This window comes from Zymobacter palmae (assembly GCF_003610015.1).
GTDB classification, from domain to species: domain Bacteria; phylum Pseudomonadota; class Gammaproteobacteria; order Pseudomonadales; family Halomonadaceae; genus Zymobacter; species Zymobacter palmae.
The window spans coordinates 722,689-740,108 of sequence record NZ_AP018933.1 but is presented as its reverse complement, the minus strand read 5'-3'; the positions used below and the strand labels follow the sequence as shown (position 1 = coordinate 740,108).

The following is a 17,420-nucleotide window of genomic DNA, read 5'->3' as shown; positions in this document are numbered from 1 at the left end:
GGCGATCACCCCTTGGGCGCAGCCATCCGCTGCGCCAATGACTCCGCCTACGGCAGCGTCTTTTGCTGCACGCGCGTCACCGCGCCATAGTCATTAATGGTCTGAAACGCTACCGTATGAGACGTCGCACTATCCGGCAACGATGCCGTGCCCTTAGGCGGCACCATCACACTGGCCGCATCACGGCTATCAAGACGCACATTAACCATCGTTATGTAATAAGGCGTCGGATTATGTGCCACGATAGCCCCTTGCTCACGCGCAAGCGCCAGCATCGACTGCGCATCATCAGCACTTGGCTGAAGCCCCTCGGGACGATAGAACAGTTTAATTCGACTGGTGAACGACAGCTGCAAGGTGCTCTGATCAGCAGGCCGATTCTGATCGCGTGCAGGTATTGCCTTGACGCTGATCCAGTAGGCCGTCTCACGGTCAGCAGGCAGCGGCGCCCCCACGTGAATCAAGCGCAGCGTGTTCTCGCTGCCCGGTTTGATAACAAACAGCGGTGGCGTCACCGCGAAATCACCGCTGCGCTTGCCGTCGATATCTTCGATCCACGACTGTAATAGAAAGACATGTTGCGTATCGCTGTTGATAACGGGCAGCGACGCTTGGCGCTCGCTGGCGTTGTAAACCAACCGCGTAGCCCCCAGTGCCACCCCGCCGGCATGTGCCGACGCATTCAGCCCCGCGACGGCCATCACCACCGCACCCGCTGACAGCGCAGCCCGGCGGCACAGATCACGTCCCTTTGCTATTGGCATGACATCCCCTCCCCACTTACGGCTATCGCGACCAACGCGCGCCGATGAATGACGCAAGAAGATGCCGGTGTTACCACCGACATCTCTGCGCCCACAGATTTAACTCATTGCCATGTGCGCCTGACAGGCATCAGGAATAGGTAATGTTGAAGTTGGCGGTCGCGCTGGCATCCCCCGCGGTAGCCGCGTCAGAGGTGCCGTAGAAACTGGCGTTGAAGTCCAGCTCGTTGCTGCCATTGTTAAGCGAGAAGGTGCTTGACGGCGTGCCAAGCGTCACAGCGGTACCCGTGCTGTCGAAGATCTGGATACCTACACCGGTCGCAGCGCTACTGCCTTCGCCGGCCTGAAGTACGTTGGTGTAGCCTGTAGCAGCCGTACCGGTGAACGATACCGCTGCAGATTTATAGGTGCTGGTATCGCAGTCGCCTAGCATGATCTTGAAGGGAATGCGACTAGAAGACAGCGCATTCTTAGTCAGCTTGGCCGTACGCACCTGACCCAGCTGGACTTCCTGATTGACACTGTTGGCATCCACCGCGCAGGCCGCATTGACCGCCGTGCCCACGAAATGGATTTTGCCGCCCGGTGCCGTCTGCGATGCAGCGGGCGTGTCCGCTGCAGAAGCCGCCAACGGCAGCACGCCTGCCAGCGCAACCGCGCCCAGCCATGCGATTCTTTTCATCGTTATGCTCCTGACATTCATGGTGCCCTCTTGAAGAGGGTCACATCCTTGTTCATGACAAACAAACGCCCACCCTCCGGGCTTAAACGTGCTCAGAAGCCCGGAAGCAGCAGGCGATTGAAGTATTGGTCAGGCTGACAAAATTGCAAAATTTCGACTAATTTTGTGCACGTTCACAGCTATAGAAAGATATTAACGTCAGAATATCTCTGCACACTCGGCGGATGACTCACGGTAGCCTCTTGTATTTCCGCCTGTTTGCGATAGACACATTGAGTTGACCTCAGCATAACGACGGCCCCACGCCCCCATAAAACGTGCAAGCAAGGGCTGTCCTGCATGCTCACGCAGCCCTTGGATCATCAACGACTAGGCTACCGCCCCCCACAACACACCATGTCTTATCAGGAAAACCGATCGGAACACGCCTGTGCCGCAGAAGGGATTGAGGAGGGAAAATGGATATACAGAACACGAGAAAGGATAAAAGCCGCCCCATAATATCGGGCAAGTCACGATAATTATTTATTCAGAACGCTTACATAACACGCGCCATTATCGCAAGATAACAACGCATCCATAATTCTTATCAGCAAGACTTATATTTTCTTATGAAAGTGCAATCAATGCCGCTTGAACCGCGGACTCTTCTTTTGAACAAGCACATTCAACATCTAGCAATAAAAGATGAAAAACACGTACTTTCAATTACCTACACGACATTACTATCAGCCAATAACCACACCGGCCTTCAGCCTTGATGACGCCATTGAACATGGCCGTTTCACAATCAGCATGAAATCGTGATCAAACTCCAGCGCAGGAACCGCTTATATCTGTTATGCGTCTTACTACCGGCTGCTCGAAAACATACTGCGAACATCGCCAGTATCTTTCCAAGCAGCGCACCGCCTGTGAAAGAGCAAACCGATGACCCACGCTTGCCGTGCTTCACAGGCGATCCTGTATCCGTTCAAAGGGGTATGTATGACGACATCAACGACGACGAACGCAACGACACAGCCTTCACATTGGACGCGCGAGACCGCCGCCAGAATCCAAGCCAGTTCGACCAACACCTTTCCGCCCTTCAACTTGGCGAAGGTGCTGCCCTTGATGCCCGGCTACCATGTCTGGGACAGCTGGTTCGTTATGACGGAAGCCGGGCAGATTGCCAGCGTCAAAGGGTTTAAGGTGCTGATCGCACTGGTACGCCCCGTCGAGGATAACGAAAGCGCCAATGCCCGCATCGCATACTTCTACTCGGCCGATGGTGAACACTACACTCCCGGTGGTTTCCTGTTCGAAAGCAAGCTGTACGATGACTGCCAGGAATGGAGCGGCTCGACGGTGCTGCGCGACGACGGCCGCCTGCAGACGTTCTATACGCTGGCCCAGAGCGTTGAACTGAACGGCAACTGGCAAACCCGCCAACGCTTCGCCACCGCGCTTCAGCCCCTTAGCAGCACCGGCGGCAAACTGATCATCAGCGCCCCGACCTATCATGACGTACTGGCCGAACCCGATGGTGTTTATTACGAAACAGCGGAACAGGCCAGCCTGCGCGAGTCCCACTACCCAACGGCCCATGACCGCAGCCTTGGCTCTGACCAGAGCGAAAACAGCTGCTTCCGCGATCCGCACAAGTACGTCGATCCGCATACTGGCAAACACTATCTGCTGTTCGAAGCGAACACTGCCACAGCCCTCTGTCCGGCAGGCAGCGTCAAGCGCGACTACATCGGCAGCAATGACTTCGAACCGGACTACCAACCCACCATCGATGACCTTAAGGCCAACGGTTGCGTCGGTGTACTCGAATTGCAGGATGAAGACTGCACCCACGGTGAGTTCCTGCCCCCGTGGCTGACCGCCAACCTCGTGACTGATGAGATCGAGCGCATCAACATCATCGACCACGATGACCACGTGTACCTATTTGTGGTCGGGCACGGCAACAAGAACACCTTGGTGACGCACTACCCCGCCCTGTCCAACCGCGACTACCTGCTGGGCTTCCGTGCCGACCACTTCCTCGGCTCCCTGACCCCGCTCAATGACTCCGGCGTCGTCGTACAGCAGAAATCGCTAGGGGCCCCCTATCAAGGGCAGGAGCAGAACACACAGTACGTCTACAGCTGGATGCTGATTCCCACGCACAATCCCGACGTATTCGACTGTATCAGCTACGCTAACTACTCGTTTGATACCGCAACGGGGCAGAGCAAGGCGGTCAAGACGGCCGGTCCTACGGTGCAGGTATGGCTGAAAGGGTTGGAAAGCCGCGTAGTCGGCATGAAATACACGATCCTGCCCCTGCCCGATAGCGCAGAGAAAAGCACACGGGATAGCATGGAAAGCATCACCACGGCATAGTGGTTACACACCGTTTAAGCAACGCCATATCAATAAAACGCGAGCCAACCAGAGCGGTTGGCTCGCGTTTACCTACCCCAAGCGATATCCTATTTTTCCATCAAAGAACAGGAGTTCCATACGATGAAATCAATCAAAGGCATCGCGAGCGCCCTCGGTATCGCGGCCGCACTGGCGGCAAGCGGCGTACAGGCCGTAAGCCTGCAGGACTCCCTTTCCGGAGCACTTGGCCAGCTCGGCCAAACACAAAGCAACACATCATCGGCCACCACGTCGGCCTCAACCACCGCCACGGCGGGAAGCGCCCTGACAGGGCTGCTGAACGGTAACAACCAGACACTGAGCTCCGGCACCATGAGCAACGCCACCGGCGTACTGCAATACTGCATGCAGCAGAAACTGGTATCGGCCACCAATGCCGAAAACGTCAAGACGCAGCTAATGAACAAACTGGGCCTGACAGGCACGCAGGAACAGGAGCAGCAGACCGACTATACCCAAGGGCTGGCGGGTATTCTTAATACCAGTAACGGACAACAGATCAATCTGGACAGCCTCAAGAACACTCCTGTTGCCAAGAAAGCTCGAACAAAAGCGTGTGATATCATCCTGAAGCAGGGCAAGAACTTCATTAATTGAGCATGTGATAACAAGAAGGCCTATATCCTGAATGATATAGGCCTTCTTATATAAAGGAGCGTGGATATCGTACCAAGACACCACAAGAGTGCCTTGCTATTGATACTCCTTCGCCTTTATAGCCGTATCGCCTTGATCACCAGATCGGTTGCTGCCGAGAATAACTCACGGCAAGCCCATAGCGTGGGCGTTTCGTGCCCTTATCAAGGCAAGCAACAATACCGGCAAAAGATACGGGCACACCTCGGCACACCAAGGCGCTATCGGGTTAGATTAGGGTCGTACGATCTTTCACCACGTCTTATTGGTCAGGTCGATATGGCACGCCTTCGCAATCCGATCGGCCGCATTGCGAGCCCCCGCCGAGGATACGGTCATGCTGAGAGGCTCCCCATCCAGCTTGACCCCCATGGTGATCGGCCCCTTGGCATTGCGCACCATATAGAGCGCCCGCACCGCATCCTTTTCACGCTGGGATTCCACCCCCACATAGTGACTGTTACGGCGCACGATCTCCGTCGGCCCGAAATCGAGCGTTTCCTGACCGACCTTCAAGCGCATGGCAGAACTCAGATCAGAATTGAGCTCTTCATCCGCCCGCTCCTCATACTCTTCGATCAAGGACACCGACAGCGTATCGTCTTCACAGTCAAAGATGATGGACTGATCGCTGTCGTCGTCACTGGTGATGAACCCCTCTTCCTTATCAGAGAACGCTGAAGGATCCAGACTGACCATCCATTCCGCATTCGCATGCACGGATAAAGACGCCAGCACGGCCAAAGTCGCTAATTTCAATTTCATGAATATCCCCTATTCGTGAATGGTAACGGACCCACGCCTAACAGCAGTGGCGGACCCGCTAAATAAAGATGACGCAGCCTTCACGGCCTGATTGTTCGTGATCCACAGGACAGGACGTACACATGTCCACATAATATCGGCACGCGCAATGCCGCCCGCATATGGACATAAAGAGAAACACTCCAGAAGCCTACAGATCCTTATAGATCAGACTCTTGGCGATCGCGCCCGATCATATACGGCTTGAAGACTCACTGCAAAAAGCCAGAGAGCCTACGGCCTGTAACACTGCGGCTATTGTTAGCGGCTATACAAGCAAGAGGGGATGATTCATGTTCTGCAGACATTCGGCCTCAATGATCAGCAACGACTGGGACGGATGCATGAGGAGTATGGAGGTTCGTGGATGAGAGAAATGCAGAATGTAAGCAGCACGAAGGGATTTATGTGAAGGCGCAAAGGACTGAGGGGAAAGATGGCGCTGTAAAATATTAAACGGCAGGAAAAACAAAGGGGTTCAGATGGCTCCCCTGACTGGACTCGAACCTGCGACCCAATGATTAACAGCCACACTAGAACTCAACATATAACAGCATTGCTTGTATTTAGCAAAATAAAAAGGCACTTATACCACCATATAAGTGCCAAAATATCTCGATCTATTGCCGTATAAAACGCATTATTTCATTGTAACTCTCTCTTGCTTCAGAGTCTAATTTTATATTGTTAGACATTATTTTTGAACACAGATTGTATAGATTGCCTTTTTTATCTTTTGTAATTTCCAGCATAGATTCCAAATAACTTTTATTATAATTATGGTTTTTTATCGCAGAATAATACCAACCTATTGCACTGCTAATAATATTTTCATCTTTATATCCATCTTGATTACAAAGCAATCCATATAAGTTTGCAATGGTAAACTCTGCATTTGTTAATGTCTTACTCCTTTTCCCATCGTTATATGCTTTTTTTGCATAATCTATGGCGTCAAATATATGACGGGGATCTTTTACTATTTTGCCCATTGCTTTGGCTCTTTGTAGCCAGTAATCAGGATCATGACTCAAAATTGGCTGCAAATCTTCGTAAAGTTTTATTAAAAGCCTTCCGGCACCTCTTTCTCTTGAAAAAAACTGGTTGACAGTATCAAACATAATGAGTTTCTTTCCAACTTCTTCAAGTTGTTTATTTTTATAAAAATGAGAGATCATTTCGATCATAACTTCTGACAATTCATTATCTTTCAGACTATCCGTCATATAGTCTTTAATTATACTAAATAGCCAAGTCTTGGAATTTGATACCAGTTTAAATTTAGATTTGTGGTTTTCTTCTTCTTTTGTCGTTTCTATAATTTCCACTATGGGGCTATATTTTTTACTAAAATCATTAGCTTCATTATTTCCGAAACCTATCTCGCGTCCAAGAGAAATATACACTTTATCCAAAAGAGCAAGAAGTATTAACAATTTAAATTCTTTTTTATTTATTTTTGGATAATCAAATATTTCCTGTTTCATCTGAGGATAATTTCTTGCAGTTGCATAAGAATTATCTAAAAAATTACAATCCTTTTTCCACTCGATTATTCCCAATTCTGATACTTTCTCATTAAAATTCTGTAACTCATCAAGATCGAACCTATTTTTTAACTCGAAAAAACCTGTTTCTATTTCTAGGCTGCTAAAAGTATTTGCCACATCTATTTCCGTAGGATTGCATGCTATTAAAAACTTAACGCCACTATCAATTATTTGTTTTTTAAAAGCTCTTATTTTTGATGCTTCCAGATATGTAATAACATTACTATCTATTAAAAATATGGAGTCTTTCACGCTGCATATTTTCTCTATTTCATTTACATTAAGAGAAAAAGAAGACGGAACAAAATAAACTTTTTTATCTTTTATTTTTTGAGATAAATTTTTAAGAAATAGGGACTTGCCTGAAAAACGCCTACCTTTTATTATGGTAAATGGTGTAGACAAGATTGACTTTATCACGTCGGGAGTAAGGCTTCTATCGATGCTATAACAAGGAATACTAAAATTTTTATTGCTATTGTCTCCTTCTTTAAAAACAGCGCCTCCTTGTAACATAAAAGATATATTAGAGTTTTTTTCACTGCTTATTTTTTTTATATTTTTACTGTCAAAGTTATCGAATATCGAGGTTTCATCTCCAGCTCCGAATAGAAATGCTTCATTTACTACTCGATATATATCATCATAATTTTCAAGAAGCCCCACTACATTTATGCCATAATCTTCTATTTCATCCATCATCATTTCATCTGGGCAATTTCGAGTTATAAAGATTTTTTTAGACTCAATAAAATCATCTTCTTTTTCACCTGAAACAGAATACATCAAGTCAATTTCTCTGCTTAGACTACACCCGATGTATAGCATGTTACTTTCTAACATATCAGATCTTAGCGCTTGCAATATATGCTCATTTTTTATCAAGCTTCTCACATATTGAAGATCTGTAAAAACAAGTGTACTTTCTTGAATATAAGTACATTCTTCCATCGCACACCCATGCACCTTATAAACAAGGTTTATATCATTTGCTCGTTTTTCTATTTTCTTATATGGCAGTATTTTGGTTAGATTTTTGTTTTGCCTTTCGATAGCATCATCAATATTTAAAGTATATACATATCTCCATTTATTTTCGATAAATCTTTTTTTCAAATAACTAAGCTCAACTTTTGTGAAATTATTTTTTATATCTTCAACAAAAGATTCCCTAGAAACATAACGTTGAGATAAATAGTACCTTGAAACTGACTTAAAATCTTTTTTTTCACAAAGTCGAGATATCTTACTTTCTTCTAGATTACCTTCTTTTTTCAATCTACCTATCATCAAATCTATTAGTCCATTGCCATCAGGTACTGTTCCTCCTAGAGCCTTCTCACCTTTGGTAAATCCGGCGCCGATAACAGGAATTAACCCTGTGGTATTTATACATAGTTTAATCATTTCTTTAAACTCAGCAGAGTTAACATCCATTATTTTCATCTCACTACTCCCATAATAATTGATAGCACCAAACTATCTAGAACAAAATTTTTCACACTAGACTAGTCAAGGATAGTAAATGATAAGTTTTTTTCAAAACGCATAAATCCGCATAATTTTTTTGCCCTCAAAATTTCGCTACAGCCCGCATCATGCGGGCTGTTTCGTATCCTTCCCCCCTGCATAAAAATCGACCTATTTAGAAACCGCAGGCGCGGGGGGCAACTGCGCGTGGTGGCGTGTGGCGTTGAGGTCTCGCCGAGGTGGTGGGGGGGAGGGTCTCGCTGTCGAACAGACGAAAAAAAGCCGCCTCGCGGGCGGCTTAGATATCGGTATAACGCAGGGACTATGAACGGGGCTGGCTAAGGCTGAACGGGGCGAAGCGGACCACCTCTTGCCCAATCATATCGTTGAACTCCGATAGCGTTTCCTGCAGCGGTTCCAGTTCGTTGGCCACGAACACGGCCGCCGCTTTCTCAATGTCCCCAAAGCCGCCGGTATTGTTGGGGATGATCCCCATCAGCTGCGGCGGTACGCGATGTGCGGCCAGCTGGTCGTCGCGGGTCTGCCCTTTGATCGCTTGAAAATCATCCTTTGCCGCAATCTCACTGATCGGGATTAGGTTCACCGAGTCTTTGTTGCCATCGGTGATGTGCATGTAGAAGTTGCGGAAGTTGCCGGGGCCTTTCGAGTCCTTCAATGCCTTGCGCATGTTGTCCTGATCAGTGGGATCAATCTTGTCGCCGGTGGTGTACAGAATGAACCCCGCATGGCTGCCGTTGCGGTAGTAGCGCAGGCGGAACGTGGTCGCTTCCTTGTTGAGTTGGATTGAGTCCAGCGCGCCGATATAGTCCGGCTCGCCGTAGACCTCTTGATCAATGCCTGGTTGCATCAGGTGCCACGGCGGGGTGGTAAAGGCTTCTTCTTGTCCGTACAGCGGCACCCAATAGTAGGTGTCAAGATCAAGGCCACGGCGCACGTACTTGGCGCGCGGCACATCAAGGGCCATCAGGTTGCCAAGGCGGCTATAGATCGGGTGCAGGTAGCGTTGCCGAAGGTCAAAAAGTCCAGTGCCAGCGCAGTGAACTGCTGGCGCTGTTTGCGGATAATCTGCTGGGTCTGGCGTACCATCGCCGACTTGAGATCCGGCGTATAGCGGTAACGAGTGACGTTGGGAAAGAACATCTCGACCAGCTGGGCCACGGAGTCCCCCCATGCCAGTGACGTCGATACCGATGTGCTCGACGTTGTAGGCTTGGTCACGCGTTCGATGAACTCGGCCTGTGCGACAAGCTCGACCGCCGCAAGCCCCGCACGCATAAATAGGACGCGCGTCAGCTATTGGGGGTCACACCGAAGATACGGCAAGTCGCCTCCGGCAGTATTCTGCTAAGGAAATAATAAGGTGATAACTTCTTACTTGGGCAGGGGGAGTAATCAACATGACGGCTTATACATGTCCAGCCCGCGCGTGAAGCAACATCGCCGGTCACATCGTCTGACACGGTCGCACCACCTGCCGGCAGATATCACAGATAAACCTATCTTGTGAAAATAAAAAAACGCCCCGGTTGTTGCCAGAGCGTTTAATTCATACTGATTGTGTCCAGTCTTCCACGCGTAGTCCTGGGACTTGGTCGAACTCGCGCCGATTATTCGTGACCACAATCAAACCTAGGCTGCGCGCATGTCCAGCAACCATTTGATCATAGGGCCCAATAGGGCGACCTATCTTTGCCTGCTCAGCACGTAATTGCCCTGTATGCTCGGCGGCCAGTGTGTCATACGTCAACACCGTCACTCTGGCAGCGAACCCTTCAACCACTGAGAGATTGCGTTCAGGACAAGCACTTTTCTCTGCGCCGTAGATAAGCTCCATGAGCGTGACTGTACTGATGCACATTCTGCCATGATGGAGGTTGAACAGATCACGTATATGAGAAGGTCTGTTCTTGATCGTAAAAATACAGATGTTGGTATCCAGCATGTATTTGAGCATCAAAACACCTCACGCGGCTGATCTGATGGCTGCTCACGATCTGCCATATAGTCAGACCCAATGCTTTCGCCGTCGAACCACTCATCCCAGACCTTGTTGGCCGGCGTGATGATGCGCGTATGGCCTACTGCGATGACTTCGACGTATTTGACATCATCAGGAAGAGCCACAGCTTTAGGCAGCCGTACCGCCTGACTGCGATTACTTTTGAAGATCGTTGTTTGCATAACGGCACGCCTCCAGCGTATATACCTTACGTATATCCAAACCTGCCACATAAGATGGATATGTCAAAGGGATATACATTTATGCCTGTATAGCTTTGCCCTCACTCCAATGAATGGCAACGTGCTGGTTATCCCTACAGCTAAGAGACTGTTTCATAACCTGAGTGGTTGTTTTACCTTTTCTAAAATAGACAGTTTCTGCCGCCATATTGTGACTTGACGTCTCTTCAACGACATGGGCATTGGAGTTATTAAACATGCTCTAAGCGGACTTAGATAACTATGATCAAGTTTTTTATCAACCTTATACACTATGGCTATCTATGGCTACTGCTGATTGCACTACAGGGTGCAAAGTACGACTGGATGTCAGAGATAGATCCTTCCATTCAGCCTGGTGACATTGTCGATGATTCAGGCGACAGGGCCACTGTAAAAGTCATGATGGTCACCTGCATGGTGATTTTGCAGACCATCATACTGGGAGTGGCTCAACGACGCCATGAACGTAAGCTTGCGCTTTTGCTGATGGCAGTAGCCGTCGTGACCTACTGCGTCACGCGCTAAACTTGCGCCTCGCGATAGTAAAAAGCCCGCGTATAGAGCGCAGGCTTTTTCATAACATCATTCCGCGTGGATATGTTTTTGACACCATGGGCCTCACTGCGGGTAACAGACAGCTGCATAACGCATATATGCGCTATATGCATGATCAAAAGTCTCTAACACAAGGGGCTGAAGAAGTTCTTTGACACCAACACGACGGGAATTTAGAGTGCACACGCTACCAAGCTCAGCACTCAGCTGGGCGCACGCAATGCCGCCACCTGTCCAACCGACATGAGGCACCTTCATTCCCCAAAGGCAGATAACGAAGCACGCGGCAGGCCTTTTTCGCATGAGCATCTCCACCCCACGATGACCGCATAGCAATATCCAACTTCAATTCCGCTAATTCGAGCAGCATCCAACATCTACCTTGCGCATTAGCAATGAGACGATGCCACCCGATATACCTATCGAAAGCGGCAGCCTTACACCGAAGGAGCCATGAGGATAGGCCAATGCTTACCCTGCTGACATGTGGATCGTAATGGAACAGGCTTACCTCCACTTCATTGCCCTGCTACTGCATGAAGAAGTGGTTCACTCCTCACAACGATTTGGCATCTACGGCTTAAAAAGTCAGGGAATTACAGACATGCCCAGCACACGCTATGACAAACAGGAAGCGTTGGGGCATAGAAGCAGTACAATGATGGATATCTACGATTTGAGCATTCCGCTGGTATCAACGCCAGAAACTACGAAAGCGGAGACTGAACCCGAGTAGGAATATTACGGAAAAATCTATGTAGTTTGAGAATTTCAGGGAAGAAATACGATACAGGGATGTATCAAAAAGGAAGGGAAAACAAGGGGATTCAGATGGCTCCTCGAGCAGGACTCGAACCTGCGACCCAATGATTAACAGTCATTTGCTCTACCAACTGAGCTATCGAGGAATATCTGATTGTCTAGCAGTGTGTAAGGCGCTTGGCTCCTCGAACAGGACTCGAACCTGTGACCCAATGATTAACAGTCATTTGCTCTACCAACTGAGCTATCGAGGAACATCTTGCCTAAGCACGAGGCGTATTATACGCAGCCGATCGAAAACGTCAACAGGGATGTCACCGATTTCGTTAAAAATATCGGAAGCCAGACGACATCAGCGCTGCCTACCAGCCTCCGCATTCTCGCGCCACCAGCAAAACACCTATCGCGGACATGATCGACTATATTTTCGACATTTTTGCCTACCCAGGGTTCGCCCTTGAATCATGAACATCCAGAGCCTTTCTGGGTCATCGGCCGGCATTCTCGGGGCTCGTTGCATCCCCGATAGATTCAGTCTGCCATAACAGCTGTGTCATACTCAGCGCCAACGATCCATCCGCACCCTTTAGGCAGTGGGTCCATCCACCACCGCTACGGTGCCCTTACGGTATGACCTTGCATTAGAAGCCACCCTTCGCACACTGACCCAGAGGAGGTCCGTCATGTCGAACACATCTCGCGGTCAGCATCGCGAATACGATTACATCATTGTTGGTGCTGGCTCCGCCGGCAGCGTAATCGCCATGCGCCTGACAGAAGACAGTCATGCGCGTGTACTGCTGCTGGAGGCGGGCGATGCCGAGCGCCGCTTCGATCTCAATACCCAAATGCCGGCCGCACACATTGATACTGATCACGGCAGCCGTCATCACTGGGAATACCATACAGCGCCTGAGCCTCATTTGAATAACAGGCGGATCACCTGCGTTCACGGCAAAGGGTTGGGCGGGTCATCTCTGATCAACAACATGTGCTATCTACGTGGCAATGCGCAGGACCTAGAGCACTGGGCAACCTTGGACGGGCTTTCCGACTGGCACTACGCCGACTGTCTGCCCTACTATCGCAAGGCTGAAAACCGTGATATCGGGCCAAACGATTACCACGGCGACGAAGGTCCGCTGTCAGTAACCACTGCAGATATCGACGCCTACCCGCTGAATCGCGCCTTTATCGAAGCGGCCAAGCAGGCGGGCTATGCAGAAACTGCTGATATGAACGGCTACCGCCAAGAAGGTTTCGGCCCCATCGACCGCCTCACGACGCATGAAGGACGCCGCGCCTCCACTGCACGTAGCTATCTGGATATCGCTAAGGGCCGCAGCAATCTGAGCGTCGAAACGCAGGCTACCGCAGACCGCATACTGTTTGATGGCACGCGGGCGATCGGGGTGCGCTATCAGCAGCACGGCCAGACCAGAGACGCATTCGCACAAAGCGACGTCATCATCTGCGCAGGCGCTATCGCGTCTCCTGCGTTACTGCAGCGTTCTGGTGTCGGCGACCCCGCACTGTTGTCCTCACTCGGCATTGAGGTGGTACACCCCCTTTCCAGCGTAGGCAAGCACCTTCAAGACCATCTGGACGTCAGTATGCAGTATCGCTGTACACCACCGCCCGCACTGTACGCCACTCTGTCTCGCATGAAACGCTTTCAAGCCACCGCACAGTGGCTTTTCAAAGGCATCGGCCCAAGCGTTAGCAACCAGATAGAGGCAGGTGGTTTCATCCGTACGGATGAGCAAGAACACTCTCCTGATATTCAATACCGCTTGCAACCGCTGCAAAGCTCCCAAAGTGCGGTTCATGGTGGCTTTCAGGTCGTGATCACCTTGGTACGTTCGGACAGCCGTGGGCGGGTCGACATCACCTCCCGCGACCCGCATTCCTCCCCTCGCATTCAGCTTGCTTATGCAAGCACCGCTCAGGACAGGGAAAGGCTTCGTCGTGGCATCCGTATCGTTCGCCGCATTCTCCAACAATCGGCTGTCGAAAACTGGCAGGTGCAGGAAATAGTGCCGGGTCCGGATTGCACAACAGATGACGCGATTGATGCGTTCGTGCAGGCTCATGCTGTCAGCGCTCACCACCTAGGCGGCTCCTGTCGGATGGGGGAAGGCGATGAGGCCGTAACCGATGCACAGGGGCGCGTACACGGCACTGATCACCTGCGCGTCATTGATGCTTCGCTGATGCCCACTCTCGTGACCGGCAACCAGCATGCGACGACCCTTATGATGGCGGAGCTGATAGCCGATAGAATTCGAGGAAAAGCGCCACTGGCCCGCAGCACAGCCCCTTCCTACCGCTTGCATGCCGACAGCTGATGGATGAGTAAGGCGCACTAATATCAAGCATGCTTTGATAATACAGGTGCGCCTTGCAATTCATATTTATCTCAAGCCATTACCGACCGGTTCGCTCAATTCATTTTCATGAAGCACATCCCGATGAATCGGCGCGTAATCTGCCTGATGTTCTGAAGCATTCCATCAGGCCTCATTCCAAAAGCCAATTAAAAACAAAACATTACAATAATTGGCGCATTGCGAAACCTGCCACCAACTAGACTAAAGAACAGTAGTAAAGACCTTTCATAGTTTCCTAAAGTAACCTGACAGAATAGGCAGGCAGAATGGAACCTGAATACGATAAAGAGGCAGGGTCATGAACACGAACAACTGGAAGATTGACCTGTTTACATCCTTGGACTCGGCCCATTCATTTCAATCGGTCATGCAGGCCGCTTTGAACGCGATCCGACCCTTTGGCTTCGACTATTGTGGCTGGCGCACAGATCTCCCTTTAGAAGGCAAGGTCAAGCACAGTGGCATCACCGCGTTGAACGCCGTCGAAGATGAGGTCTATTGCACGGTGGTGCGTGGCGGCTACGAAAAGGGTCCCATTCCCCGCCACTGCGCCCATTCGACAACGCCCATTTCATGGCAGGGCACGTTCGAAGACGACATGTTCATGCAGTCCCCCGAGCTTATGGAATCCTACTATGGCCTTGGACACCGGGGTGGCTGGGCAATCACCACCATCGCACCAGATGGCACTCGGGGCATGTTCTATGTCGAAAGCCAGCACACGCTCTCTCAATCCGATCTGTATCACGCCGAACAGCACATGCCCTGGGTAAGTGCCGCAGCCTGTATGAAAATCAATGAGATAAAGGAAGAACTGCCGGCAACGGTTACCCGTAAGGAAAAGGAGCTACTGAGGGTGCTGTCAGAAACCAACGGCAGTATCAAAAAGACGGTAGAACATACTGGATGGAACATAAATCCGCTCATTGCCAGCCTCAAGACGATAAAGAAAAAGCTGGAGTGTCGTGACCTGCATAGCGTAATCACACGAGCGACGTTTCTTGGGCTGATATCCTGAATGGAACACGGATTTATGCCTGAGCTGACACAGCATATGAAATATACGAGCTATTATCGATGCCCACTATTATCAATAGTCCGCCATTGCATATGCGGGTTAATATTGCACCAACCTCATATATAATCAGCACACTACACCAATATAAATTCAATGTAGTAGCGATCAATTATTATTTTTATTCGATGCCATCAACGGATTTAGTGAGCGCCGTTAAATCATAAATAAGACAGGCAGAAACCCTACAATAGGACAGGTCACTCTCTATTTCCAACCAACGTATTTTTTGTATAAGAAAACACGTCGTATCGAACCGTCAGGTCACTTAAATGCTCGAGACAGCAGCCCCCGCCTCACGACCGCCTTGTAGCAACCTGTTTTTTGCAAGGACACCTTGTCGCATCTACCCGCCGCACAAGGCGCTATCAAGCCAACGACACCTCACCTGAACCTACAGACAGTAGCTGTACCTTCTGCCATTTCTCTAGAGTAACAGGATAGAAAGAAACGCGATTTCGGCACTGTTTATACTGACTCGACTCAAATAACACACTTTCTGTATAAGAAAGCCCGTCATCTCCATTACGGTCCTACCATCTTGATATCGCAAACAGTTCTATAAACGCCTGTCGACTAAAGGATATTTATCATGAACAATTGGCAGATAGATTTATTCACAGGACTAGATACGTCGACCAACATGCAAGATGTGCTGGATGCCACCTTGAAAATAGTCAAGCCCTTTGGTTTTGACTATGTCGGGTGGAGAACAGAGCTTCCTCTTCCCATGTCCGCCAAAAAGACGCTGGCATTGAACACGGCCGAAGATCACGCGCTGGAAAAAACAGCCAATGGCGGCTACGACGACGCACCAGTCCCCACCCACTGCTCTCGATCAATGGATCCCATATCGTGGCTGGGCACAACGGAAGACTGGCTGTTTAAAGCGATACCGGACACCATGGAAGAGTATTACAGCTGGGGTCGGTTCGGCGGCTGGGCTCAATCACTGGTAGAAAGCAAGTCCATATACAGCATGTTCTGGGTCGATACATCTAACCCTATTCAGAAGGCCGATATCGACAACATCTATTACGAGATGCAGTGGATTTCAACGGCTGTGCTTAGTCGCATGAATCAGGTCAGAACGAAATCCAACATCACGCTTTCACTGCGTGAAAAGGAAATCCTACGCTGGACTGGCGATGGCAAAACGGCTGACCAGATTTCCCAAATATTGTCGCTCAGCCAAAGCACCGTCAATTTCCATCTGCGCAATGCTATGACCAAGCTGGATGCGCCCAACAAGACAGCGGCCGTCGTTCGCGCCATCTACCTTGGCCTACTGCACTGATCGCACTGCAAGTACGGTTCCACCACACGCCCATGATGCCGAAGGAGGCCTCCATGAATACTCTGCAGATCGACCTGTTCACCGGTTTGAATGACGCCGACAGCATGCAGGATGTCCTGGATGTCGCTCTGAAAGTCATCAAGCCCATGGGGTTCGACTATTGCGGCTGGCAGTCCCAGCTGCCGCTGCCACTCACGCGCCCTAGGCTCGCTTCGCTCACCACGGTGGAAGATGAAGTCGACAGCAAAATCTCCAGCGGTGCCTATCTCGATTCACCGCTCATTCGCCACTGCTCGAGCACAACTACCCCGCTGCTCTGGAAAGGCACGACCGATGATGAAACCTTCCTGCAGGACCCCGCGCTGATGGAAGAGTATTACAGTTTCAACCATCGCGGTGGATGGGCCCAGTCCGTGTTTGGCCGGGTCGGCACTTTCAGTCTGTTCCATGCCGACAGCATCAATACGTTTACGCGGCAGGATCTGCAGAACAGTTCAAGGGACATGCAGTGGGTCGCCATGGCTGTACTGGGACGCATGAATCAGATTCGAGAACGGTCGGATATCAAGCTTTCGTTACGCGAACAGGAAATCCTGCGTTGGACCGGTGATGGCAAAACCGTCGAGCAGATATCGAGCATCCTGTCGATCAGCGCCAGCACCATCAACTTCCATCTGCGCAATGCCATGATGAAGCTAGATGCTCCGAACAAAACCGCGGCCGTCGTGCGGGCCATATTTCTAGGCCTTCTTTATTAAGATATAGAGACGCTT

16 protein-coding genes and 2 tRNA genes are annotated in these 17,420 nt (G+C 49.9%); 8 read left to right on the top strand and 10 right to left on the bottom strand.

Annotated features, from left to right (window positions below):
* Positions 1-47: 47 nt before the first annotated feature.
* Together ZBT109_RS03305 and ZBT109_RS03300 are read right to left on the bottom strand one after the other, a co-directional pair.
* Positions 48-764, bottom strand: a complete 717-nt coding sequence (locus ZBT109_RS03305) for a fimbria/pilus periplasmic chaperone (RefSeq protein WP_051523788.1) — start codon at positions 762-764, stop codon at positions 48-50.
* A gap of 130 nt (positions 765-894) precedes the next feature.
* On the bottom strand, positions 895-1,446 hold the full coding sequence (locus ZBT109_RS03300) for a fimbrial protein (RefSeq protein ID WP_027705119.1): 552 nt from the start codon (positions 1,444-1,446) through the stop codon (positions 895-897).
* A 987-nt stretch (positions 1,447-2,433) separates the two neighbouring features.
* On the opposite strand from ZBT109_RS03300, the gene ZBT109_RS03295 reads away from it, so the two are divergent.
* Positions 2,434-3,822 (top strand): glycoside hydrolase family 68 protein, encoded by a 1,389-nt coding sequence (locus ZBT109_RS03295; RefSeq protein WP_169734002.1) that lies wholly within the window; start codon positions 2,434-2,436, stop codon positions 3,820-3,822.
* Between the two features lie 123 nt (positions 3,823-3,945).
* Entirely contained in the window at positions 3,946-4,461 is a 516-nt protein-coding gene (locus tag ZBT109_RS03290; RefSeq protein ID WP_027705117.1) for a DUF2501 domain-containing protein, read from the top strand.
* A 291-nt stretch (positions 4,462-4,752) separates the two neighbouring features.
* Here the strand turns inward: ZBT109_RS03290 and ZBT109_RS03285 are convergent, their stop codons facing one another.
* From ZBT109_RS03285 to vapB, 6 genes are all read right to left on the bottom strand, one after another.
* A complete protein-coding gene (locus ZBT109_RS03285; RefSeq protein ID WP_027705116.1) occupies positions 4,753-5,265 on the bottom strand; it encodes a hypothetical protein in 513 nt (170 codons plus the stop codon).
* Positions 5,266-5,924: 659 nt separating this feature from the next.
* Positions 5,925-8,300, bottom strand: a complete 2,376-nt coding sequence (locus ZBT109_RS03280) for an SIR2 family protein (RefSeq protein ID WP_027705115.1) — start codon at positions 8,298-8,300, stop codon at positions 5,925-5,927.
* 346 nt (positions 8,301-8,646) lie between these two features.
* Positions 8,647-9,309: a phage portal protein gene (locus ZBT109_RS03275; RefSeq protein ID WP_051523787.1), complete on the bottom strand. Its 663-nt coding sequence runs from the start codon at positions 9,307-9,309 to the stop codon at positions 8,647-8,649.
* The gene (locus ZBT109_RS03270) at positions 9,309-9,620 is read right to left on the bottom strand and encodes a hypothetical protein (RefSeq protein WP_051523786.1); all 312 of its coding nucleotides are present in this window, start codon (positions 9,618-9,620) and stop codon (positions 9,309-9,311) included. Before ZBT109_RS03270 ends, ZBT109_RS03275 begins: the two co-directional genes overlap by 1 nt.
* A 271-nt stretch (positions 9,621-9,891) precedes the next feature.
* The gene (gene vapC, locus ZBT109_RS03265) at positions 9,892-10,299 is read right to left on the bottom strand and encodes a type II toxin-antitoxin system tRNA(fMet)-specific endonuclease VapC (RefSeq protein WP_027705114.1); all 408 of its coding nucleotides are present in this window, start codon (positions 10,297-10,299) and stop codon (positions 9,892-9,894) included.
* A complete protein-coding gene (gene vapB, locus ZBT109_RS03260) occupies positions 10,299-10,526 on the bottom strand; it encodes a type II toxin-antitoxin system VapB family antitoxin (RefSeq protein ID WP_027705113.1) in 228 nt (75 codons plus the stop codon). The genes vapC and vapB overlap by 1 nt, the downstream gene beginning before the upstream one ends.
* A 282-nt stretch (positions 10,527-10,808) precedes the next feature.
* Here vapB and ZBT109_RS03255 point away from each other — a divergent pair, with 282 nt between their 5' ends.
* Both ZBT109_RS03255 and ZBT109_RS03250 read left to right on the top strand, forming a co-directional pair.
* Positions 10,809-11,093, top strand: a complete 285-nt coding sequence (locus ZBT109_RS03255; protein WP_038278165.1) for a hypothetical protein — start codon at positions 10,809-10,811, stop codon at positions 11,091-11,093.
* 526 nt (positions 11,094-11,619) lie between these two features.
* A complete protein-coding gene (locus ZBT109_RS03250; RefSeq protein ID WP_038278190.1) occupies positions 11,620-11,859 on the top strand; it encodes a hypothetical protein in 240 nt (79 codons plus the stop codon).
* A 96-nt stretch (positions 11,860-11,955) separates the two neighbouring features.
* On the opposite strand, the gene ZBT109_RS03245 is transcribed toward ZBT109_RS03250, so the two are convergent.
* Positions 11,956-12,031 (bottom strand) — tRNA-Asn (locus ZBT109_RS03245).
* Positions 12,032-12,063: 32 nt separating this feature from the next.
* A tRNA-Asn gene (locus tag ZBT109_RS03240) sits at positions 12,064-12,139 on the bottom strand.
* 429 nt (positions 12,140-12,568) lie between these two features.
* Here ZBT109_RS03240 and ZBT109_RS03235 point away from each other — a divergent pair.
* The 4 genes from ZBT109_RS03235 to ZBT109_RS03220 all read left to right on the top strand — a co-directional run bounded on the left by ZBT109_RS03235 (position 12,569) and on the right by ZBT109_RS03220 (position 17,405).
* Complete coding sequence (locus tag ZBT109_RS03235; RefSeq protein WP_038278159.1) at positions 12,569-14,233, top strand: choline dehydrogenase; 1,665 nt, start codon at positions 12,569-12,571, stop codon at positions 14,231-14,233.
* Positions 14,234-14,573: 340 nt separating this feature from the next.
* Positions 14,574-15,293, top strand: a complete 720-nt coding sequence (locus tag ZBT109_RS03230) for an autoinducer binding domain-containing protein (RefSeq protein WP_027705110.1) — start codon at positions 14,574-14,576, stop codon at positions 15,291-15,293.
* Between the two features lie 649 nt (positions 15,294-15,942).
* Positions 15,943-16,647, top strand: a complete 705-nt coding sequence (locus tag ZBT109_RS03225) for a helix-turn-helix transcriptional regulator (RefSeq protein WP_051523784.1) — start codon at positions 15,943-15,945, stop codon at positions 16,645-16,647.
* Positions 16,648-16,700: 53 nt separating this feature from the next.
* Entirely contained in the window at positions 16,701-17,405 is a 705-nt protein-coding gene (locus ZBT109_RS03220) for a LuxR C-terminal-related transcriptional regulator (protein WP_051523783.1), read from the top strand.
* Positions 17,406-17,420: the final 15 nt, after the last annotated feature.